The organism is Pseudomonas azerbaijanoccidentalis (assembly GCF_019145495.1).
GTDB classification, from domain to species: Bacteria; Pseudomonadota; Gammaproteobacteria; order Pseudomonadales; family Pseudomonadaceae; genus Aquipseudomonas; species Aquipseudomonas azerbaijanoccidentalis.
In genome coordinates, this window is record NZ_JAHSTU010000001.1 from 1,223,308 (window position 1) to 1,244,073 (window position 20,766).

The 20,766-nt window shown below is 59.0% G+C and carries 24 protein-coding genes; 7 read left to right on the forward strand and 17 right to left on the reverse strand.

The features are described from left to right. Positions 1–9 precede the first annotated feature (9 nt). From KVG88_RS05185 to KVG88_RS05200, 4 genes are all read right to left on the reverse strand, one after another. On the reverse strand, positions 10–1,197 hold the full coding sequence (locus tag KVG88_RS05185) for an aromatic ring-hydroxylating oxygenase subunit alpha (RefSeq protein ID WP_191630510.1): 1,188 nt from the start codon (positions 1,195–1,197) through the stop codon (positions 10–12). A gap of 199 nt (positions 1,198–1,396) precedes the next feature. Continuing rightward, entirely contained in the window at positions 1,397–2,314 is a 918-nt protein-coding gene (locus KVG88_RS05190; protein ID WP_150703492.1) for a LysR substrate-binding domain-containing protein, read from the reverse strand. Between the two features lie 210 nt (positions 2,315–2,524). Then, positions 2,525–3,862: a dicarboxylate/amino acid:cation symporter gene (locus KVG88_RS05195; RefSeq protein ID WP_217870551.1), complete on the reverse strand. Its 1,338-nt coding sequence runs from the start codon at positions 3,860–3,862 to the stop codon at positions 2,525–2,527. A gap of 100 nt (positions 3,863–3,962) precedes the next feature. Further along, positions 3,963–5,018 carry a tartrate dehydrogenase gene (locus tag KVG88_RS05200; protein ID WP_150703494.1) on the reverse strand — a complete coding sequence of 352 codons (1,056 nt, stop codon included), beginning with the start codon at positions 5,016–5,018 and terminating at the stop codon, positions 3,963–3,965. Positions 5,019–5,145: 127 nt separating this feature from the next. Between KVG88_RS05200 and KVG88_RS05205 the strand changes: the two genes are divergently transcribed. Then, positions 5,146–6,054 (forward strand): LysR family transcriptional regulator, encoded by a 909-nt coding sequence (locus tag KVG88_RS05205; protein WP_150703495.1) that lies wholly within the window; start codon positions 5,146–5,148, stop codon positions 6,052–6,054. A 9-nt stretch (positions 6,055–6,063) separates the two neighbouring features. Here KVG88_RS05205 and KVG88_RS05210 read toward each other — a convergent pair whose 3' ends face one another. After that, positions 6,064–6,384 (reverse strand): DMT family transporter, encoded by a 321-nt coding sequence (locus tag KVG88_RS05210; RefSeq protein WP_217870553.1) that lies wholly within the window; start codon positions 6,382–6,384, stop codon positions 6,064–6,066. Positions 6,385–6,443: 59 nt separating this feature from the next. Continuing rightward, the gene (locus KVG88_RS05215; RefSeq protein WP_150703497.1) at positions 6,444–6,896 is read right to left on the reverse strand and encodes a carboxymuconolactone decarboxylase family protein; all 453 of its coding nucleotides are present in this window, start codon (positions 6,894–6,896) and stop codon (positions 6,444–6,446) included. A gap of 208 nt (positions 6,897–7,104) precedes the next feature. Here KVG88_RS05215 and pdxR point away from each other — a divergent pair, with 208 nt between their 5' ends. The 3 genes from pdxR (at position 7,105) to KVG88_RS05230 (ending at position 9,883) form a co-directional block, all read left to right on the forward strand. Further along, the gene (gene pdxR, locus KVG88_RS05220; protein WP_217870554.1) at positions 7,105–8,523 is read left to right on the forward strand and encodes a MocR-like pyridoxine biosynthesis transcription factor PdxR; all 1,419 of its coding nucleotides are present in this window, start codon (positions 7,105–7,107) and stop codon (positions 8,521–8,523) included. 104 nt (positions 8,524–8,627) lie between these two features. Further along, positions 8,628–9,260, forward strand: a complete 633-nt coding sequence (locus tag KVG88_RS05225) for an FMN-dependent NADH-azoreductase (RefSeq protein ID WP_217870558.1) — start codon at positions 8,628–8,630, stop codon at positions 9,258–9,260. A 23-nt stretch (positions 9,261–9,283) separates the two neighbouring features. Then, a complete protein-coding gene (locus KVG88_RS05230; RefSeq protein WP_217870561.1) occupies positions 9,284–9,883 on the forward strand; it encodes an LOG family protein in 600 nt (199 codons plus the stop codon). Positions 9,884–9,947: 64 nt separating this feature from the next. Here the strand turns inward: KVG88_RS05230 and KVG88_RS05235 are convergent, their stop codons facing one another. Together KVG88_RS05235 and KVG88_RS05240 are read right to left on the reverse strand one after the other, a co-directional pair. Then, positions 9,948–10,364: an organic hydroperoxide resistance protein gene (locus KVG88_RS05235; protein WP_150703501.1), complete on the reverse strand. Its 417-nt coding sequence runs from the start codon at positions 10,362–10,364 to the stop codon at positions 9,948–9,950. Between the two features lie 225 nt (positions 10,365–10,589). Next, a complete protein-coding gene (locus KVG88_RS05240) occupies positions 10,590–11,792 on the reverse strand; it encodes an NAD(P)/FAD-dependent oxidoreductase (RefSeq protein ID WP_217870562.1) in 1,203 nt (400 codons plus the stop codon). A 293-nt stretch (positions 11,793–12,085) separates the two neighbouring features. Here KVG88_RS05240 and KVG88_RS05245 point away from each other — a divergent pair, with 293 nt between their 5' ends. Further along, the gene (locus tag KVG88_RS05245) at positions 12,086–12,655 is read left to right on the forward strand and encodes an RrF2 family transcriptional regulator (RefSeq protein WP_150703503.1); all 570 of its coding nucleotides are present in this window, start codon (positions 12,086–12,088) and stop codon (positions 12,653–12,655) included. A 3-nt stretch (positions 12,656–12,658) separates the two neighbouring features. On the opposite strand, the gene KVG88_RS05250 is transcribed toward KVG88_RS05245, so the two are convergent. Beyond that, complete coding sequence (locus KVG88_RS05250; protein ID WP_217870563.1) at positions 12,659–13,000, reverse strand: hypothetical protein; 342 nt, start codon at positions 12,998–13,000, stop codon at positions 12,659–12,661. 198 nt (positions 13,001–13,198) lie between these two features. Between KVG88_RS05250 and KVG88_RS05255 the strand changes: the two genes are divergently transcribed. After that, positions 13,199–13,438 carry a hypothetical protein gene (locus KVG88_RS05255; RefSeq protein ID WP_150703505.1) on the forward strand — a complete coding sequence of 80 codons (240 nt, stop codon included), beginning with the start codon at positions 13,199–13,201 and terminating at the stop codon, positions 13,436–13,438. A 73-nt stretch (positions 13,439–13,511) separates the two neighbouring features. Here KVG88_RS05255 and KVG88_RS05260 read toward each other — a convergent pair whose 3' ends face one another. Continuing rightward, on the reverse strand, positions 13,512–13,703 hold the full coding sequence (locus tag KVG88_RS05260) for an SPOR domain-containing protein (protein ID WP_217870564.1): 192 nt from the start codon (positions 13,701–13,703) through the stop codon (positions 13,512–13,514). 218 nt (positions 13,704–13,921) lie between these two features. On the opposite strand from KVG88_RS05260, the gene KVG88_RS05265 reads away from it, so the two are divergent. After that, positions 13,922–14,284: an NUDIX hydrolase gene (locus KVG88_RS05265; RefSeq protein ID WP_150703507.1), complete on the forward strand. Its 363-nt coding sequence runs from the start codon at positions 13,922–13,924 to the stop codon at positions 14,282–14,284. A 5-nt stretch (positions 14,285–14,289) separates the two neighbouring features. On the opposite strand, the gene KVG88_RS05270 is transcribed toward KVG88_RS05265, so the two are convergent. The 7 genes from KVG88_RS05270 to catC form a co-directional block, all read right to left on the reverse strand. Beyond that, the gene (locus KVG88_RS05270; protein WP_150703508.1) at positions 14,290–15,063 is read right to left on the reverse strand and encodes a 1,6-dihydroxycyclohexa-2,4-diene-1-carboxylate dehydrogenase; all 774 of its coding nucleotides are present in this window, start codon (positions 15,061–15,063) and stop codon (positions 14,290–14,292) included. A gap of 150 nt (positions 15,064–15,213) precedes the next feature. Then, complete coding sequence (gene benC, locus KVG88_RS05275; protein ID WP_150703509.1) at positions 15,214–16,227, reverse strand: benzoate 1,2-dioxygenase electron transfer component BenC; 1,014 nt, start codon at positions 16,225–16,227, stop codon at positions 15,214–15,216. A 10-nt stretch (positions 16,228–16,237) separates the two neighbouring features. After that, the gene (gene benB, locus KVG88_RS05280) at positions 16,238–16,726 is read right to left on the reverse strand and encodes a benzoate 1,2-dioxygenase small subunit (protein WP_217870565.1); all 489 of its coding nucleotides are present in this window, start codon (positions 16,724–16,726) and stop codon (positions 16,238–16,240) included. Beyond that, positions 16,723–18,087 carry a benzoate 1,2-dioxygenase large subunit gene (benA, locus tag KVG88_RS05285; protein WP_217870566.1) on the reverse strand — a complete coding sequence of 455 codons (1,365 nt, stop codon included), beginning with the start codon at positions 18,085–18,087 and terminating at the stop codon, positions 16,723–16,725. Before benA ends, benB begins: the two co-directional genes overlap by 4 nt. A gap of 244 nt (positions 18,088–18,331) precedes the next feature. Beyond that, positions 18,332–19,291: an AraC family transcriptional regulator gene (locus tag KVG88_RS05290; protein WP_150703512.1), complete on the reverse strand. Its 960-nt coding sequence runs from the start codon at positions 19,289–19,291 to the stop codon at positions 18,332–18,334. A gap of 198 nt (positions 19,292–19,489) precedes the next feature. After that, positions 19,490–20,419, reverse strand: a complete 930-nt coding sequence (gene catA, locus KVG88_RS05295; RefSeq protein WP_217870569.1) for a catechol 1,2-dioxygenase — start codon at positions 20,417–20,419, stop codon at positions 19,490–19,492. 55 nt (positions 20,420–20,474) lie between these two features. Continuing rightward, positions 20,475–20,765, reverse strand: coding sequence for a muconolactone Delta-isomerase (gene catC / locus KVG88_RS05300; RefSeq protein ID WP_034150962.1), 291 nt, complete (start codon positions 20,763–20,765; stop codon positions 20,475–20,477). Position 20,766: the final 1 nt, after the last annotated feature.

Below are 20,766 nucleotides of genomic sequence, written 5' to 3' on the forward strand. Positions count from 1 at the left end.
GGGACCTCCTCAGGCGGACGGCGTGGTGGCGAGCAGTTGACGCGCAGCCCACTGGTGGAAGAAGTGCGTCGGGATGTCCATTTCCGGAGAGAACGCGCCGCCCTTGTAGCCCGGGGAGTGACGGCCCTTCTGCATGCCTTCGACCGAGCTGATGTCTTCGGCGAACACCACTTTCCAGGACTCCAGAATCGCATCGCGGCAAGCGCTGTATTCATCGCTGCTCGCGGCTTCATCACCGACATAGAACAGGCGCAGGTGCTCGATGGTGCGGCCCGGCGCGACCGGCTCCAGCTGCATGGCAAAGGCATGGTCAGCCTGGATGCCGAGCAGAACGTTCGGAAAAAACGCGACGTATTCGGCGTTGCGCAAGCGGTCCAGCGGCCAGCCCGGGAATTTCGGCAGGTGCGTACCGGCGACGTCCGACAGGTTGTAGGCGTAGCTGCCCTGACCGGCGAAATGCTCGCCAAAAATGATGTTGTAGTGATCTTCCAGACGCGAGTACGAGTTCAGGCTCGGGTGCACCCACGGCAAGTGGTAGGCCTCGCAGTAGTTTTCGACGGCCAGTTTCCAGTTGCAGTTGATGTCCAGCGTGGTCGCGTCATGGCCCGGACGACGGCGCATCAGGCTCATACCGTCTTCGCCAAGGAACTGGGTCCAGCGTTGGGTCAACGGCGCCAGCATGTCTTCGAGCGGTTGCGCATCGCCGGACAGGTTGATGAACACCATGTCCATCCAGATCGCGCTGCGGATGGCCTTCAAGCCATGTTTTTCACAGGCGAAACGCTCATCTTTGTGCTGATCGATACCGCCGACGTGCGGCGTGCCACGCAGACCACCGTTGAGGTCGTAAGTCCAGGAGTGGTAAGGGCAGCGAATGACGCCCTGCACTTCACCGGCCTCTTCGACCAGCTTCATGCCACGGTGGCTGCACACGTTGTGGAACACTTGCACCAGGCCTTCGCGGTTGCGCATCAACAGCAACGGCAGGCCCATGAAATCGATTGGCTTGACCGAACCGGCCTTGCCCAGATCGCTGGCGAAACCGACGCAGGCCCAGGTTTTACCCATGACCTGATCGCGTTCCAGTTCGAAGTAGCGTTGCTCGGTATAGAACTCGTTGCTCAGGCCGGTGGCTTCGTGGATCGGATTGAGGACAGTTTCGAGATGATGCACAGGAATTTGCTGGATGCTGCTCATTATTGTTTTCCCCTGCTGGGCACGGTTTGGATGATCGGCGGGCTCATTGGCCCGGGGTCCGCTGGCAGCAAGTTTGGGAAAACGGGGAGTGTCTCGACAAACGATATTTCGGCAGGGATTAATGACTTTTGATCATAAATACAGACACACCAACCTGTAGCCGCGGGCTTCGCCAGCGGCTACCTGGATCTGTCGGGTTTTAACTTTGATCGGGCGCGGCGGGCAGTTGATTCATCAACCAGCTACGGAAGCGTTTTACGCTCTGGCGCATGCCACCGCGGGAAAGAGGTTCGAGCAGGCAAAACTTGGCATCGGTTCTCAGCACGGTATCCAGCGGTCGAACCAGCGCACCGGTTTGCAGGTGATCGTCGACAAGGTTGGACCAAGCCAGCGCAATGCCTTGACCGCCGATCGCCGACTGGATCAGCATCGAGTAACTATTGATGTTGATTCGGCGTTTGGGCTCGACGTTTTTCAGCCCCTGGCTCTGGAACCAATCGGCCCAGCCGATCCAGTCGCGTTGCGGGTCGTCAAGGAACAGCCAGGTGCAGGCTGCGAGGTCCACCGGTTTGTTCAGTGCCGGGTGTTTGGCGAGGTAAGTGGGGCTGCACACCGGGAACACCTCCTCGGAAAACAAGGGTGTGACCTGCATGTCTCTGGGCGGTGTCCGGCAGTAATACAACGCCAGATCGCAATCCAGGCGAGAGAAATCCTTGACCTGATCGTGGGCGATAATGCGCAGATCGATCTCTTCGTTCTCCCGTTGAAACTCGGCCACCTTCGGCAGCAGCCACAGCGAAGCCATGGCGGTACTGGTCGCGACGGTTACCTGTTCGGCGCCCTGCCAGTGGCGAATTTCCCCCGTGGCCTGTGCCACTTGCAGCAATGCAGCACGCACCGTTTCATAGTATTGACTGGCGGCCGGGCTCAGGTGAATGGTGCGGGTGGTACGCTCGAACAAGACCTTGCCCAGATAATCTTCAAGCAACCGAACCTGCCGGCTGATTGCACCTTGCGTCACGTTCAACTCTTGCGCTGCCAGGGTAAAACTCAAATGGCGCGCCGCCGCTTCAAACGCGACCAGACTATTGAGTGGCGGTAACGGGTGGATTTTCATACAAGGCCGATCACGTCGTTATTGTGGTTTTATCGCGGCATATTAGCCCCTGCCATAGACGCTGGACAGCGCCGTTAATAGCTCAATGGATCCATCGCTATAGTCTTGACTCTCACACTCTCTTGTAGGAGCTGCCGAGTGCAACGAGGCTGCGATCTTTTGACTTGGATTTTTATAGCAAGATCAAAAGATCGCAGCCTTCGGCAGCTCCTACAGGTTGGTCAACAACGGAGTCGCCTTCACCGATGACGCTGTAAACACAACATCGACCTGTGCCACCTCAGGCTTTTCCTCAACAACCTCACCATTCAGCGCCTTGTGCATTTTCACCGTATCCAGCGCGCCCACCCACTTGGCAATCGCCATGGTGCCGACGCCGTTGCCGATGGTGTTGGTGATCGCCCGCGCTTCCGACATGAAGCGATCAACGCCCAGCAGCAGGACCATGCCCGCCACCGGTATGGTGCCGAGGGACGACAGCGTTGCCGCCAGAATGATGAAGCCGGAACCGGTGACACCCGCCGAGCCCTTGGAGGTGAACATCAGCACCGCCAGCACAATCAATTGGTCGGTCAGGGTCAGCGGCGTGTTGGTCGCCTGGGCAATGAAAATCGCGGCGATGGTGTAGTAGATCGCCTGCCCGTCCGGGTTGAAGGTCAGGCCGGAGGGAATGATCATCCCCGCCACCGGTTTCGACACGCCGGCCTTCTCCATTTTGGAAATCATCTGCGGCAGCACCGATTCCGACGAGCTGGTGCCCAGCACGGTGAACAGTTCTTCCTTGATGAACTTGAGAAACTTCCACAAGCTGAAACCGCTGTAGCGGCAGATCGGGCCAAGGACAAAGATCACGAACACCGCGCAGGTCAGATACACGCAGGCCATCAGCTTACCGAGGGAGAACAGCGAGCCGAAACCGTATTTGCCGATGGTGAACGCAATGGCGCCGAAAGCGCCAATCGGTGCCAGGCGCATGACCATGTTGACGATGCGGAACATGCCCTGCATCAGGCTGTCCAGCGTATCGACAAAGACTTTGCCGCGCGGTCCGACATGGGCCAGGGCAATACCGAGCAGGATCGAAAACAGCAGGATCTGCAGGACGTTGCCCTTGGCGAAGGCATCGACAATGGTGTCGGGAATGATGTTCATGACGAAGTCCATGAACGAGGCATGTTTCACCGCCGTGGTGTAGGTCGCCAGGCTGGAAGTGTCCAGCGTCGCGACATCGATGTTCATCCCCGCGCCGGGTTTGAACACGTCCACCACGACCAGGCCGACCACCAGCGCCAATGTCGACACCACCTCGAAATACAGCAGCGCGCGAAAGCCCACGCGCCCCAGTTCCTTCATGTTTTCCATGCGCGCAATGCCCGTGACCACCGTCAGGAAAATCACCGGTGCGAGGAGCATTTTGATCAGTTTGATGAAGGCGTCGCCCAAGGGCTTGAGCGCTGCGCCGGTTTCGGGAACGAACACCCCGACGATGGCGCCGAGGATCACCGCGATGAGCACTTGTACGTAGAGTTTGCCAAATATTCTTTTCATGACAGGGCCCTGATTTTTATTGTTGTCAGGAAATGCCCAGGGGTCAGGTCCACGGACCTGCCCCTTGGCGTTATGCCGCAGCTTGAATCGTCGGAAAAAATCAGCGGTTGATCAGTGCGATGACCGCATCGGTGATCTGCCGGGTGGTGGCGTTACCGCCGAGGTCCGGGGTGTGCAAACCGCTTTCGGTCACCGCTTCGATGGCCGACATCAAGTGCTTGGCCGCCGCGGCTTCACCCAGGTGTTCGAGCATCATCGCAGCGGTCCAGAAGGTGGCGATCGGGTTGGCCACGCCTTTGCCGGTGATATCGAAGGCCGAGCCGTGGATCGGTTCGAACATCGACGGGAATTTACGCGATGGGTTGAGGTTGGCGGTCGGTGCAATGCCGAGGCTGCCGGACAGCGCGGCCGCGAGGTCGGACAGGATGTCGGCATGCAGGTTGGTGGCGACGATCACGTCCAGCGTCGAGGGTTTGAGCACCATGCGCGTGGTCACGGCGTCGACCAGTTCCTTGTCGATTTTCACGTCCGGAAAATCCTTGGCCACTTCGTAGAAAATCTCGTCCCACAGCACCATGCCGTGGCGCTGGGCGTTGGACTTGGTGACCATGGTCAGGTGCTTGCGCGGACGGCTTTGCGCCAGTTCGAAAGCGAAACGGTGAATGCGTTCGACCCCGGCCCGGGTGAACACCGACACTTCCGTGGCGACCTCTTCCGGCAGGCCCCGGTGCACACGACCACCGTTGCCCGAATATTCGCCTTCGGAGTTTTCCCGCACCACCACCCAGTCGATCTGGTCGCCGTTATGCAGCGGACTTTTCACCCCCGGCAAGACACGGGCCGGACGCACGTTGGCGTACTGATCGAAGCCCTGGCAGATCGGCAGGCGCAGGCCCCACAGGGAGATGTGATCCGGCACGTTGAGCGCACCGACCGCGCCGAAGAAGATCGCGTCGAAGGTTTTCAGCTCTTCAAGCCCACCTTCGGGAATGTAGTAACCGTTTTTCAGGTAGTTGTCGGAGTTCCAGTCGAAGTGCTTGAAGTCCAGATTGAAGCCGGACTTTTTCGACAGGGCTTGCAGCACCTCGACGCCTGCGGCGATCACTTCCACGCCGATGCCGTCACCGGGCACTGCAGCAATTTTGTATGCGCTCATTGTTGTCTCCACTCTTGTCGATTTCTTGTTGTTCCCGCTGTTCAGGCGGGGTGTGAGCGGAGTATATGTAGTGAACAAATAGGTGTGAGTTCCTCAAAATCACTACATAAATAACTTTGAGTTACGAATGAGCCAGACTCTGGATTTGTCGTTTTTCTATCTGTTGGCCAACAAAGGCAGCCTCGCGGCGACAGCGCGGGAACTGGGTATCACGCCGCCGGCGGTGAGCAAACGCCTGACGGCGCTGGAGGCTCGCTTGGGTATCCGCCTGGTCAATCGCACTACGCGCTCGATGAGCCTGACCTCCGAAGGCGAACTGTATTTCTCCCAGGCTGCGCGCATCCTTACCCAGATCAATGAGCTTGAGCAGTTGGTCAGCAGCAGCCGCGCCACGCCCAAGGGCTTGATTCGGGTCAACGCATCGCTCGGCTTTGGTCGTCGGCATATCGGCCCTGCCCTCGCTGCTTTCTACGCTCAATACCCGGAGGTGGAAATACAACTGGAGATCAGCGACCACCCGCTGGACCTGGCCACCCACGGCTTCGACTTGGGCATTCGTTTCGGCACCCTGCCGGACGCCGCGTTTCATGCCCGCAAAATCGCCTCCAACCGCCGCTTGCTGTGTGCTTCGCCGCTGTACCTGGACAAACACGGCACGCCACAGAAACTGGCTGACCTGCAAAACCACAACTGCATTTTCATCCGGCAGAACGAGTCGCCCTATGGTGTCTGGAGCTTCACCAATGGCGGGCACACGGACAACATCAAGGTGCATGGTGCTTTGGGTTGCAATGACGGAGAGGTGGCGCTGAACTGGGCGCTGGACGGGCATGGCATCTTGCTGCGGGCCGAATGGGACATCGCCCGCTATGTGCGCAGCGGCCGCTTGCGCCTGGTACTGGAAGACCAGACGCCCACCCGGGCCGACGTGTATGCGGTGTACCCGCAACAACTGCACTTATCGGCGCGGGTGCGCAGCCTGATCGATTTTCTGATCGAGCGGTTCAAGCACATCGACAATGTCGAGGAAGGCTGAGGCATGGGCTCAATTGCCCGACACCACTTTGAGCCCGATAACGCCCGCCAGAATCACCCCGATGCACAGCAACCGCATCGGCGCTGTTGAATCCCCCAGCAGCGCCATGCCGACAATCGCCGTGCCCGCCGCGCCGATACCGGTCCATACCGCATAAGCCGTGCCTACCGGCAGCGTGCGCAGCGACAGTGAAAGCAGGAAGACGCTCGACAGGCCGGTGATAACGGTCAATACGCCAGGGACCAGTCGCGTGAAACCTTCGGAACCCTTCATGTAAAAAGCGAAAGCGATTTCCAGGATGCCTGCGATACCGAGTAATGCCCAAGCCATGTGTCATCGCTCCTCTAAAGGGCTCGCCGGGCTGGATGCCTGGCGAGCGATGGAACCGATCAGGCTTTGGCGGCGGCCGGTTTCGAGCGGAATGCCACACCGAGTCGGTTGAAGGCGTTCATCAAGCTGATGGCGTAGGTGAGGTCTGTCAGTTCCTTGTCGCTGAACTCAGCGGCAGCGGCTGCATAGACGTTCTCGGGAACACCGGTTTCGGCGACTTGAGTGACACTTTCGGCCCAAGCCAACGCTGTGCGCTCACGTGGGATGAAGTGATCCCCGGCATCGCGCCACACGGCCAACAGCGCCAGTTTTTCGGCGGCAACATTGAGATTACGCAGATCGCGAGAATGCATGTCGATGCAGAACGCGCAGCCATTGATTTGCGAAACCCGCAGGTAAACCAGATCGATCAGTTCGGTGGGCAGGCCGCTCTTTTGCACGTAGCCGTAGACGTTGCCGAAAGCCTTGTAACCTTCAGGGGAAGCACTGGAGTAGTTGATACGTTGAGTCATGATGAGTCCTCGATTTGGCTGTTTGGAGGACTGCATCGTGCGACGGCTTGGCCTATGCTCAAAGGGCCATGTTCCGGTGAGTGAAATGGGCCATATGGCAGTCTTCATGGCCCAGTCGCCCAAACGATTCATGGACCTTTGAAGCAGGTCATAGCACTTGTACGATTCCTGTTTAAGTCGGCAACACTGTTGCCTTCAGAGCCTGACCATGAGCCAACCCGCCAAGAGCTTTTCACCCCTCGACCCCACTTCTCGGGAACCGATCTATCGGCAAATCTATTGGCGGTTCCGCGAAGCAATCAGCGACGGCGCACTCGCACCGGGCGAGCGCATTCCTGCGGCGCGGGCGCTGGCCAAAGAGCTGGGGCTGGCCCGGGGTACGGTCGATAACGCCTATTCATTACTCACGGCTGAAGGTTACATCCAGTCGCGTGGCCAGGCCGGCACGGTGGTGGCGGCAGGACTGAATGTCAGGCCCCTCAATGCCCATGACGACCGTGCGGTGAGTCCGCCCGCGGGAGCCTCGGTCCGGCACAAGGCGCCGGTACTGCCCTTTCAGATGGCCCTGCCGGCGCTGGATGAGTTTCCGCGCAAGATCTGGGCGCAGATCGGCGCTCGCTGCGTGCGCGCCACGGGCATTGCGGACATGGCCAACCCATCGGCCCATGGCCTGGAATCCCTGCGCAATGCGATTGCCAGCTACCTGCAAGTGGCGCGCGGCATCCATTGCCAGCCTGCGCAGGTGTTCGTCACCTCGGGCTACCGCAACACGCTGACGCTGATCGCCCACGCCTTGCTGCAACCGGGCGACCGCGTCCTGGTTGAAAACCCCGGCTACCGCCCTACCCGTCAATTACTCGAATATTTGCAGATCGGGGTGCAACCCGTTGCGGTGGATCAGGACGGCATGCAAGTGGCGCAAGGCGTCAGCGATTCAGCTGGCGCTCGTGCCGCCGTAGTTACGCCCGCCCATCAGAGCCCGTTGTGTATGTCGCTGTCATTGCCGCGACGCCTGCAACTGCTGGAGTGGGCAAGTCGCGAACACGCATGGATCATCGAAGACGATTACGACGGCGAGTATCGTTACATCAGCCGCCCACTGCCCGCGCTCAAAAGCCTGGATCGCGAAGGTCGCGTGCTCTACGCCGGCACGTTCAGCAAAGTGCTGTTTCCCGGTATCCGCGTTGCCTATCTGGTGGTGCCGCCAGCGCAGGTCGAGCGCTTCGAACACGTCAGCCAGACCTTTCTCGGCGGCGTCCCGGAACTGACCCAGGCCATCGTTGCGACGTTTGTCACCGAGGGTCATTTCGCCCGGCATATCCAGCGCATGCGCAAACTCTACGGCGAACGCCGTAAGGCCGCCGTCAGAGGACTGAACTCCGTCCTGAGCGAGCACATTCACATCGATACCCAACCCGGAGGCATGCACCTGATCCTGCGATTGATCCGCCCACAATCAGACCGGGCGCTGGTCGAGCGCCTACTGCAGGCGGGGATCTATGCCGAAGCCTTGAGCGAATGTTGCATCGGCCCTGAAAGCCATTGCGGGCTGATGCTCGGCTTCGCCAATATCGACTCGCAACCCCGTGCCGAACACCTTGGAAAACAAATTCTCGCGCTGCTCTGAAACACCATACATGGCCCACACGCGAAGGCAGTTCTTGGCTCTTTGTGACTGGTCCAAGCAGCCACATCATGAGGCCCTTGTCACCACAAACGTCAAAGGGTCCCATGAAAATACTCCGCGTGATTTGCAGCCCGCGAGGGACATCGTCCGAGAGTTATCGACTCTCGCAAACCCTCATCAATCAACTGATCGACAGACATCCCGGCAGCGACTTCATGATCACCGAGCGCGGTGTCACGGGGCTGGCGCATATCGATGCCGACTATGCCGAAGCCGTGAGCAAACGGCGTGATCCAACACGTCCAGTAGCCGCCAAAGGCGCCTTGCTGCAATCCGAGCAGTTGATCCGCGAACTGGAAAACGCTGACTGCGTGGTGATCGCCACGCCCATGCATAACCTGATGGTGCCTTCGGCGCTGAAGGCCTGGCTCGACCATGTGGTTCAGGCTGACCGAACCTTTCGCATCACCGCTGAAGGCAAGGTGGGCACCCTGCGCGACCGGCCGGTGTTTATCGCCATTGCTTCGGGCGGCACCTTCACCGGCGTCAATGCTCAGCAACCGGACTTTCTGCGGCCCTGGCTGCAGGCCGTACTGGCGGGCATCGGTTTGCTCGACGTGAGGTTTTTCTCGGTGGAAGGCACCGGGCAAAAGCCAGAGGTTGTCGATGGCATCCGGGCAAAAACCGAGCGCGAAACCGCGCTGTATTTTGCCGGCCATGTACCAACTCCCGCCTGAACTCGCCTAACAGGAATCATTCGATGAACATTTCTACTCCCCTGCGCAGCGTTGCCGTGTTCTGCGGTTCCAACTATGGCTTCAAGCCTGACTACGTCGAAGGCGCCCGGGCCCTGGGCCGGGAGATCGCCAGGCGTGGCTTGCGTCTGGTCTATGGCGGTACAGATAAAGGATTGATGGGCGTGATGGCCGATACCGTGCTCGCCGAGGGCGGTGAAGCCGTGGGCATCATCACCCGTCGGTTGTGCGACCTCGGGCATCTGCACCCAGGGCTGACCCGGCATGAAGTGACACCCGACATGCGCAGCCGCAAGGCACGCATGAGCGACTGCGCCGACGCATTCATTGCCTTGCCTGGTGGGCTGGGGACTTTTGAAGAGTTGTTTGAAGTGGCGACGCTGATCCAATTGGGTGATCACCACAAAGGGGTTGCCTGCCTGAACATCGGCGGCTTCTTCGAGCCGGTGCGCAACGTGCTCGAACATGCCGTGAATGAAGGTTTCATGAAAACCGAACACAGCCAAATGGTGCTGTTCGATACCGACCCGGTGGCGCTGATTGATGCGCTTGAACGGTGGCAGGCACCTACCGTGACGAAGTGGCTGGGCACGCCCGTAGCCTGACCTTTTTCAGGTCTTGGCGATGCTGCTCCCTGAAATCTGTCGCCAAGACCTTTTTTATTTCAGCTCAAACGAGCTTGACCACGGCGTTGATGTTGTTGCGCGTGGCTTTCGAATACGGGCAGTACTGGTGCCCGGTTTCGACGATTTTCTGTGCGGTTTCCCGGTCCAGCCCTGGCAGGCTTACATTCAAGCGCGCCTGGAGCAGGTAACCGCCTTCATTGGTACCCAGGTCGACTTCGGTATCGACGGCGACATCCTTGGGCAGTGCCACTTTCATTTCCTTGGCGGCGACCTGCATGGCACCGATGAAACAGGCTGACCACCCGGCGGCGAACAGTTGCTCCGGATTGGTGCCCCCGCCGCCGGCGCCCGGCGATGACAGTTTTACGTCCAGAATGCCGTCGGAACTGCGCGAGGCGCCATCGCGACCGCCAGTGGTGTGGGTTTTGGCGGTGTACAGAACTTTGTCGAGCTGGGTCATGATGATCTCCTGATTGAATTGAGGTTCATGCAATGTCAGGTGAATCAGAAAAATGGGTCGTCTGTTAAGCCGGAGTACGGCGTCGGACCCGGCCTTTCAATATAGACGTCGCCAGCAAAACAGGGGGCTGAACTGACAAAGACCAGATCACGAACCTTAACCCAGGCCCAAAAACAAAAATCCCGCCCAGAAAGACCGGGCAGGATTCAGTTCAAGCAATCAACATCAGGCAATCGGAATCAACGGATCCGCTGCTGCCCACGCCACTGCACGATCCGCCACCGGCGGGTAGATCCAGACCGTGTTGATCTGGGTCTTGAGCTCCTTGCCTTCCTGCCCGGTCAGTTTGACCTGACGATCCCAACCCTCGGTGTAAACCGCGCCCCACGCGCCCAGATCCAGACAGGTCACGTACTTTGGCTGGCTGTACGGCGTCGGGAACACGCCCAGGATCTGCGCCGCCACGTTATTGCCGGCATGTCGCCCCAGCACAATGGCGTGCTGACAGGTCATCAACGCATGGTTGCCGATGTCATCGCTGGCCGCGTAGGCAACGTCGCCGGTGGCGTAGATGTCGTCCTGGCCGATGACTTTCAGGTGTGCATCGACGTGCAGGCGGCCCAGGTTGTCGCGTTCGGCCGGGATCTGCTCGGTCAGCGAGCTGGCACGCACGCCAGTGGTCCAGACGACGGTTTTGGCGTCGATGCGCTGGCCATCGGACAAGGTCACACCGTTTTCATCGACCGCGACAACCGAGGCATTCAGGTGCCATTTCACCCCGGTTTCAATACTGGCTTCAGCGATTTTCTCTGCGATTTGCGGGCCCATGGAGCCGCCGACCTTACTGCCGCGGTCAACGATGATCACGTTGAGGTCCGCCTTGTCGCCCAGAATGGCACGCAGACGCGTGGGCATTTCAGTCGCCGTTTCGATGCCGGTGAAACCGCCGCCGGCTACCACCACGGTGTTACGTGCCTGGCTTTCAGGCTGGTCAGCCAGGGACTTGAGGTGGTTTTCCAGGCGCACGGCCTGTTCGATCTGATCAACATCGAACGCATGCTCAGCCACGCCCGGGGTGCCTGGCAACGCCAAACGGCTGCCGGTGGCCAGAACGAGTTTGTCGTAGATGCAAACCTGTTTTTCACCGGCGGCGTCGATGTAGCCCACACGCTTTTGCGCTACGTCGATGGTGTCGGCGGCGCCCTTTATGAACTTCACGCCGACCGCATCGAACAGCTCGCCAATCGGAGCGGCCAGTTGATGGGCGTTCGGTTCGTAAAAGCGTGGACGCACACGCAGCTCGGCCTGGGGAGCCAGCACGGTTACTTCAAAGTCGTTGTGACCGTGGATGTCGAACAGTCGCGTGGCGCTCAAAGCGGTCCACATGCCACCGAAACCTGCGCCGATTACCAAAATGTGCTGTTTCATTTGTCGCTCCAGAGAGGCATTGAAATTCGTTGAATGATCAGGGGATTGGTGGGCTCGTCCTCGTGAACGCAGCGCTTGGCTCCCGACCTGACAACGGCGACTCTATTAGTCCGAGTTAAAAGCCGCAACAGATATTTTCAAATGCTTGCAATCAATCAAATCGATACACCGGGCAACCCCGCTTAAATCCTGAGCTTCAGTGGATTTATCGGAAAAATTCAAAAGAGGATCGGCGCGTTGAATGGTCGGTCATCAGCTGTTAATATTTGCGACAACATTAGTCGGAGATCGAGATGTCTCTTTACAGCGCAGGTGTCGAGTACGGCATCCACTGCCTGATTTTCCTGGTGGGCAATTGCGGCGACACCCGTGAAGCGAGCGTGCGCGACCTTGCGGAACTGCAAGGCGTGCCTCTGGACTATCTGGCAAAAATCTTCACCAAACTGGCCAAGGCAAAACTGGTGGTCGCCACTGAGGGCGTGCGAGGTGGCTTCAAGTTGGCGCGGCCTGCTGACGAGATCACACTGCTGGATATCGTCAACGCCATCGACGGGCGCAAAGCCATTTTCGAATGCCGGGAAATCCGCGGCCGCTGCGCGTTGTTCGAGGGTGAAGCTCCCGATTGGGCGCTAGACGGGCATTGCTCAGTGCATGGCGCAATGATGACGGCGCAAAAGCGCATGGAAGAGGCCCTCGCCCAGCAAACCATTCTGGATATCGCCAGAAAAGTTGGGCGTAAAGCCCCGGCCGAGTTCAATGCGCAGGTCGACCACTGGATGAATGAGCGCCGGGAAAAGAAAGGCACAGCGAGTGCCCAGGCAGGCGACGATCAACTCATCCAGGTGACTGACATCTCCAGTTGAAGCCTAGATGCAATCACGCACTGCTTCGCGCAGTGCGCCTGATTTCGCCCAGGGTGGCCCCTGGTACAACGACACCCGGCTGCCGTCCTTCGATTTAACAATGTCCAGCACCTCGTCGGCCGTAATGATGCTCGGCGCGGTGATCCGGTAGCCATTGGAAATCGACGACTGACTGGTGTTGGAAACCTCTTTTTTCCAGACCGGCAATACGCACGCAGCAAAGTCCTTGGGTGTTTTTTCACTGTACTTGCTGACATTCGGTTCACCGGGCACCACCGACGCCGGTAACGAACAGCCCCCCAACAACGCCAAGACCACACCCCCCAACCACAACCGACTCTGCATAAAGCATCCTTATCCTGAAAACATGAAATGTAGCCTGCCCTGCGCACCTGAGGAAATTCGCTACGTCACTACGACAGCGAATTTTGCCGATCACGCAAATTTCCCGACCAAAGGAAGCTGCGAAGAACCAGACGAACACAACGTCCCAACGCGCTAAAGGGTCTAAAATTTCGTAGCAGCGCGTGACAGGAGAACATCATGTGGCTTAACGAAAGCGAACAAGCGCTTCGGCGCGACCTGCAAGGACTTGCATCGGATCTGCGCTGGTCGGCAGTAGAACTTTTGCGTATTGGGGAACAGTTGCGCCTGAGCGGCAATGATGTCGATGCCGAAGCCGTCAAGCGCCTGTGCGACCTGTTCCAGGGCGATGAACAGCGGTTGGCGGGCTATGCCGAAGAGGTCAAAGCCAAGGTCATCACTCGTAACAAGGCGGGTTAGCTGCCCGCACCCTCACCTTCCGACACAATAAAAAGCCCCGGCATGCCGGGGCTTTTGCGTACGCTTGATCCGCTTACTGGTTGTTCACTTGCCTGCTCGACTTCGACCGATAGCCGGGAAGGGACGCTGCAAACGCCAGTGCTTCCTCTCGGCTACCAAAGGACCCAAGCCGGTCACCTTTGGTGCAAACCCGCCATGGGCCGTTGTTCACGCTGAGTACGTCATAACCGTTCATGTGCATTTTGTTCAACATCGGAACACTCATGGTCACCTCCATTTCGGCAACGATATCCAAGGCTAACGCACCTACCTTACACCCACCCTTCGGCAAAATGACGACCAGACGTCGTGTGGGCTGTTCAGCAGAAGATGGCACTTTCCTGCCGTCGCGCTGCTCAAAACAGCCAAGCGCTCATGAAAGAGTATCGGCCTGAATATTGCAGTTTTGTTACCATTTGATGACAGCGATTGATCGAAGAACCCATGAAAGTACGCGCAACCGTCATTTGCGAGCAGGACCGACACATTTTGCTGGTACGCAAGCCAAGATGTCGCTGGACGCTGCCTGGTGGAAAAGTCGAGCCCGGGGAAACCACGGCGGCTGCCGCACTGCGAGAACTGCAGGAAGAAACCGGATTAGGCGCCGACGACATGCTGTACCTGATGGAATTGGAAACAGGCAGTACGCGGCACCATGTCTTCGAGGCCTCGGTACCGGACTACCACGCCGCCAGGCCCTTGAATGAAATCTTCGATTGCATTTGGTTCCCGCTGGATGCCGTACAGAACCTCAACACCAGCGACGCTACGCTGAGAATCGTCAAAGCGTTTCAGCGTCGCCTGTAGCGCATTCAACCCTGATCGCCGCCGCCCACGGGCATGATCATGCCGGTGATGTACGACGCCTCATCGCTGGCCAGAAACAGAATGGCTCCGGCCTGTTCATCCAGCGTCCCGTAGCGTTTCATCAAGCTGCTGTCGAGTGTCTGGTCGACGATTTGCTGATACCAGACTTTCTCCTGCGGGCTTTGCTCGTCGGTGTTGCGTGGCACTCGGCGCGGCGGCGCTTCGGTGCCACCCGGCGCAGTGGCATTGACCCGAACCCCGCGCCCGGCAGTTTCGAACGCCAGGCACGCGGTCAGTGCATTCACGCCGCCCTTCGCCGCGCCGTAGGGCACCCGGTTGACGCTGCGGGTGGCGATTGAAGAAACGTTGACGATGGCGCCACTGCCCTGCTCCAGCATGAACGGCAGTGCGGCGTGGCAGCACCACAACGTCGGGAACAGCGAGCGACGGACTTCGGCTTCGATCTGCGAAGCTTCGTAATGCTCGAAAGGTTTGGCCCAGATCGTCCCGCCGACATTGTTGATCAGCACATCCAGGCGCCCGAAACGCTCGACGGCGGTCTGCATCACGCGGTTGCACTCTTCGTACTGCTCAAGGTCGGCGGTTAGCGCCAGCACCTGGCAGTCCGGCGCCAATTGCTGCTGCAACTCGAACACCAGTTCGGAACGATCGACCAGAATCAGCTTCGCCCCTTCTGCCGCCATACGCTCGGCAACACGCCGACCGATGCCCTGCGCGGCGCCGGTGATCAGCGCGACTTTTTCATGGAATCTGTTCATGGACACCTCAAGATCGACTGCGCGACGCCACTCTTCTGTAGGAGCTGTCGAGTGCAACGAGGCTGCGATCCTTTGATTTTGTTCTTCAAAGATCGCAGCCTCGTTGCACTCGACAGCTCCTACATGGCGGGGCGTAGCCGCAGGGAATGGTTATGCCGCGCTGGCGGCGAACTTTTCGTAGTAGAAGTTCGCGGGCGCGATACCTTTTTCGCGAATGAACTGGCTGACCGCTTCGACCATGGGCGGCGGGCCGCACAGGTAGACGTCGACGTCACCATCGTTCAGGTGCTTGGGCTCGATGTGCTGGGTCACGTAGCCCTTGAGCGGGTGCTGGCTGTCCGGGCTGGCGACGCAGGCGCTGTAGGTGAAATTCGGGATGCGCGCGGCGAAGGCTTCCAGGCGATCGAGTTCCACCAGGTCGAAATCGTGGGTCACGCCGTAGATCAAATGCAGCGGATGATCACTGCCCTGCTCGGCGATTTTCTCCAGCATCGCGGTGAACGGCGCCAACCCGGTGCCGCCGGCCAGCAACAGCAACGGACGGCGGATATCGCGCAGGTAGAAACTGCCCAGAGGACCGGCCAGGCTCATGCTGTCGCCCGCCTTGGCCATGCCGGTGAGAAAACTGCTCATCAGCCCGCCCGGTACGTTGCGGATCAGAAAGCTGACCTCGCCGTCGCGCTGCAACGAGCTGAACGAATAGGCGCGGGTCTGCTCGCTGCCGGGAATACCAAGGTTCACGTACTGCCCCGGCAGGAACGCCAGTTTGCTCAACGCCTCGCCCTTGATCGACAGCGCAATGGTGCTGTCGGACAACTGGCGCACGGCGCTGATGGTCGCGTCGTAGCTGGCCTGGCGGGTACGGCAGACTTCCGAAGAGGTCGGCACGCGCACCACGCAATCGCTCTGGGCGCGCATCTGGCAAGTCAGGACGAACCCTTGCTCGGCCTCTTCCGGGCTGAGGGCATCTTCGATGTATTCCTCGCCCAGATCATAACGGCCGGCTTCGGCAAAGCACTTGCAGGTGCCGCAAGCGCCGTCGCGGCAGTCCAGCGGAATGTTGATGCCCTGGCGGTACGCGGCATCGGCCACGGTTTCGCCCACGTTGGCGTCGATGAAACGAGTGACGCCGTCTTCGAAATTGAACGCAATGGAATGGGTCATGACGGCAGTCTCACAAGTGGTAAACATCGATGACCTGGCGAACATAGTCGTTCTTCAGGATCACTTTCTTGGCCTTGATCAGCGGGTTTTCACCACGCACGTCGAGGGTGTAGAAACTGCTGCCGAAATAGCTGTCGACGGTCTTGTAGCGAAAGCTCAAGGTGTGCCAGTTGAATCGCAGCTTGCACAGTCCGTCGGCTTGTTCCAGCAGTTCGATGTTGCTGATGTTGTGGGAGGTTCGGGTGTCCGGCACGCTGGCGCTGGAACGCTCGGTCTTGATGCGAAAGATGCGGTCTTCAAGGCCGGTGCGGTTGCCGTACCAGATCAGCGAGATTTCCCGCTGCGGGTCTTCGGTCAACTCATCGTTGTCGTCCCAGGACGGCATCCAGTACGTCGCGTCGGGGGCGTACAGTTCCAGCCATTCATCCCACTGACGGTCATCGAGGTAGCGCGCTTCGCGATAGAGGAAATCGCGCACCGCTTCATAGGAAATGGTCATTGCACGTCCTCCACGGCGATCAGCTTCGACTGCTCGGCCGCCAGCGCCTTGAGCATGGTCTGCTGCCAATACTTGTGTTGCAGCACGAACAGGCCTTCGTCTTCGGTGCGCACGCCGCTGAGCAGCGGGTGCAGGTCAATTTCCTTGGCCGCATCGTCGGCGCCTTCGATCCAGTGTTCAGCGCCGCGGGACATGTCATTCCACGTCGTGACGCTGCCCTGATAGCTGGTTTGGCAAGAGCGGAACTCTTCCAGGTCGTCCGGTGTGGCCATGCCGCTGACGTTGAAGAAGTCTTCGTACTGGCGAATCCGGCTTGACCGCGCGTGGTCGCTCTCGCCTTTGGGGGCGATGCAGTAGATGGTGATTTCGGTGCGGTTGACCGAGATCGGCCGGGCGATGCGGATTTGCGAGCTGAACTGGTCCATCAGGTACACGTTCGGGTACAGGCACAGGTTGCGCGAGTTCTCGATCATCCAATCGGCGCGCGCCTTGCCGAAGTCTTGCGCCAGCTCATCGCGACGCTCGTACAGCGGGCGGTCCTCAGGGTTGGACCAACGGGTCCAGAGCAGCATGTGGCCCTTGTCGAAAGAATAGAAACCACCGCCCTGCTTGGCCCAGCTGCCGGCGCTCATGGTCGGGTTGGCGTCACCCGCTTCGCGCTGCTTGCGCTGATTCTGGGTGGCCGCGTAGTTCCAGTGCACGGAGCTGACGTGGTAACCGTCGGCACCGTTTTCGGCGGTGAGTTTCCAGTTGCCTTCGTAGATGTAGCTCGAAGAACCGCGCAGCACTTCCAGGCCATCGGCGGACTGGTCGACGATCATGTCGATGATCTTCGCCGACTCGCCCAGGTGTTCGACCAGTGGCAAGACATCGGCTTTCAGGCTGCCGAACAGAAAACCGCGGTAGGACTCGAAACGCGCGACTTTGGTCAGGTCGTGGGAGCCTTCGCAATTGAAACTCGATGGGTAACCGGCGTTGGCCGGGTCCTTGACCTTGAGCAACTTGCCGGAGTTGTTGAACGTCCAGCCGTGGAACGGGCAGGTGTAGGAGCTCTTGTTACCGGACTTGTGCCGGCACAGGGTCGCGCCGCGGTGGCTGCAGGCATTGATAAAAGCGTTGAGCACACCGTCCTTGTTGCGCGCGATGAAAATCGACTGGCGCCCCATGGTGGTGGTGTAGAAATCGTTGATGTTGGGGATCTGGCTTTCGTGGGCCAGGTACAGCCAGTTGCCCTCGAAGATGTGTTCCATCTCCAGATCGAACAACCGGGGGTCGGTGAACATCTCGCGTTTGCAGCGATAGAGGCCCTGCTCGGGATCGTCTTCAAGCAGGGAATGCACGTATTCGGGTCGCAGGGTCATGGCCGCCGCCTCCATTGTTATTGTTCAGGCAGGGGTCATGCTAGGACGGGGCGATGGGATGGACTATCCGCGGGGTGCAGACCTTTATCCGTTTTGTGCAGGGCTCACAGATCGCTATTGGCGGCGACTCTGTTATGAAATACGCACTCATGTAGGAGCTGCCGAAGGCTGCGATCTTTTGATTTGCTTTTTAGACAAGATCAAAAGATCGCAGCCTACGGCAGCTCCTACGGGGGATATTGATTCAGTGACGGCGCTTGAGGGTATCGGACGGCAATTCACCGAACTGCTTGCGGTAGCTGTCGGAGAACCGCCCCAGGTGCAGGAAGCCGTAGTCCATCGCCACTTCCGTGACATTTCGCACGTTGCAGGTCGGATCGCTCAGGCAGGCGTTGATACGCTCCAGGCGTTTTTGGCGCAGGTAGTTTTTCGGTGTAACGCCGGCATTGCGCTCGAACAGCCCATACAGCGAGCGCAGGCTCATGTGTGCCTGGCGCGCCAGTTCTTCGCTGTCGATGTCTTGCTTGAGGTTATTGGCGATGTAATCGGCAATCGCCTCGAAGGTGGCGGTCTGCGAGCCCAGTTCGAGGCGGCAGACATTGGTTTTCATCAGGCTGAGCATCTTGCTGACGATGATCTGCGTGTAATGCTCCTGCACCCTGGGAATCTGCTCGGTGGATTCGGCCTCCTGGCAAATCATTGCCAACAGGTTGACGAAACCTTCCAGTTCATTGAGCTGATAACGGTTTTCCAGAAACCGCACGCCCTGCCCCGGATAGCGCCAGCGCTGCTCATCGCAGACCGATTCAAACAAACGGGTCGGGACTTTGAGGATGAATTTTTCGCAATCGTCGGAGTACGTCAGGTCCACCGGATCGTCGGGATTGATCAACAGCAATTCGCCCGGGGCGAAGTAATGTTCCTGGCCGTGGCCACGCCACAGGCAATTGCCGCGCAACAGCACTTGCAGGTGATAAATGCTGTCCAGCGAACCGGACGTCACGCGCACACTGGCACCGTAGCTGATGCGACACAAATCGAGACTGGCGAACTTGCGATGATCGAGACTGGCCAGCGGGCTGCCGGCTCGGGGCATGAGAATGCAGTGGTTACCGACATGCTGATTGACGTAGCCCGACACCGCGTAAGGGTCGGCATGGTCGAATACTCTGCTGCGCTGACTCAACAGTTGAGCTTGCATCATCGGGTCACTCTCATTGTTGTTATGGATTGCGTCGGGTCATTCTAAGGCAGTCCTTGCAGCGGTGTATCAATGCACTGACCTGTGGGGGTCATCGAACAACGTCAATCCCCTGTAGGAGCTGCCGCAGGCTGCCATCTTTTGATTTTGAAAGATCGCAGCCTCGTTGCACTCGACAGCTCCTACAGTGGAGCGCGGTTATCAGTCTTCCAGGGCGCGAACCCGCTCGTGACGCTCCTGCTCTTCAGGCTGTGCAGACGATTGCAGGGTGAAATCGAAATCGATCTCGGCAAAACGACCGCTCACACCGTGAGCCGCTGCGCGCTGCTGGTCATCGCTGAAGGTGATCTTGGCGATCAGCTCGTCGCGGGTAGCGTAGGCGAAGTCGTCATGCAGGTACTTCTCGCCATCCAGGTTGATCTGGGTGGTCAGGTGGCGATGATCCGGCGCGGAAATGAAGAAGTGCACGTGCGCTGGACGCTGGCCATGACGGCCCAATTGGTCGAGCAGTTGCTGGGTCGGACCGTCCGGTGGGCAGCCATAGCCCGACGGCACGATGCTGCGGAAACGGTAGCGGCCTTCGGCGTCGGTGACGATGCGGCGACGCAGGTTGAATTCCGATTGGGTCGGGTCGAAGTACGAATAGGTGCCGCCCGTGTTGGCGTGCCACACGTCTACCACGGCGCCGGCCAGAGGTTCGCCAGCGGTGTTGAACACGCGACCTTGCATGAACAGGGTCACACCCGGATCGACGCCGTCGTCCAGACGCGCTTCGCCTTGCGACAGCGGCGCGCCGGCCACGTACAGCGGGCCTTCGATGGTGCGCGGGGTGCCACCGGATTTGCCTGCCTGTTCGTCTTCGGCGTCCATCAGCAGGTCAAGGTAATGTTCCAGGCCCAGACCGGCCACCACCAGACCCGCTTCCTGACGCGCGCCCAGCACGTTTAGGTAGTTGACCGCTTTCCAGAACTCTTCGGGGGTCACGGCGAGGTCTTCGATGAGGTTCACCGAGTCACGCAGGATGCGGTAGATCAGCGCCTTGGTCCGTGGATTGCCGGCGTCGTTATGCAGGCCGCTGGCCTCTTCGAGAAACTTCTGGACTTCGGCAGTGTGGGAAATCTTGACGTTCATTTTGGTGGGTTCCTCATCTTGTAATTATTAGGCTAGCGCGCTGAACAGGCTGGGCTCAGCGGTCGTCGTCACGGATGGAAGAAGGATGCCGGCACATCGCGTCGATTTCGATGGCCATGTACGGGAACAATGGCAGTTGCATCAACAGGTCATGCAATTCCTGGACGCTGTCGACATCGAACACGCTGTAGTTGGCGTAGTGTCCGGCTATTCGCCACAGGTGACGCCACTTGCCTTGATCTTGCAGGCGCAGCGCCAGGGCTTTTTCGTCAGCCTTCAATTTGGCCGCCGCTTCGGGATTCATGTCGACCGGCAGGTTCACGGTCATTTTTACGTGGAACAGCATA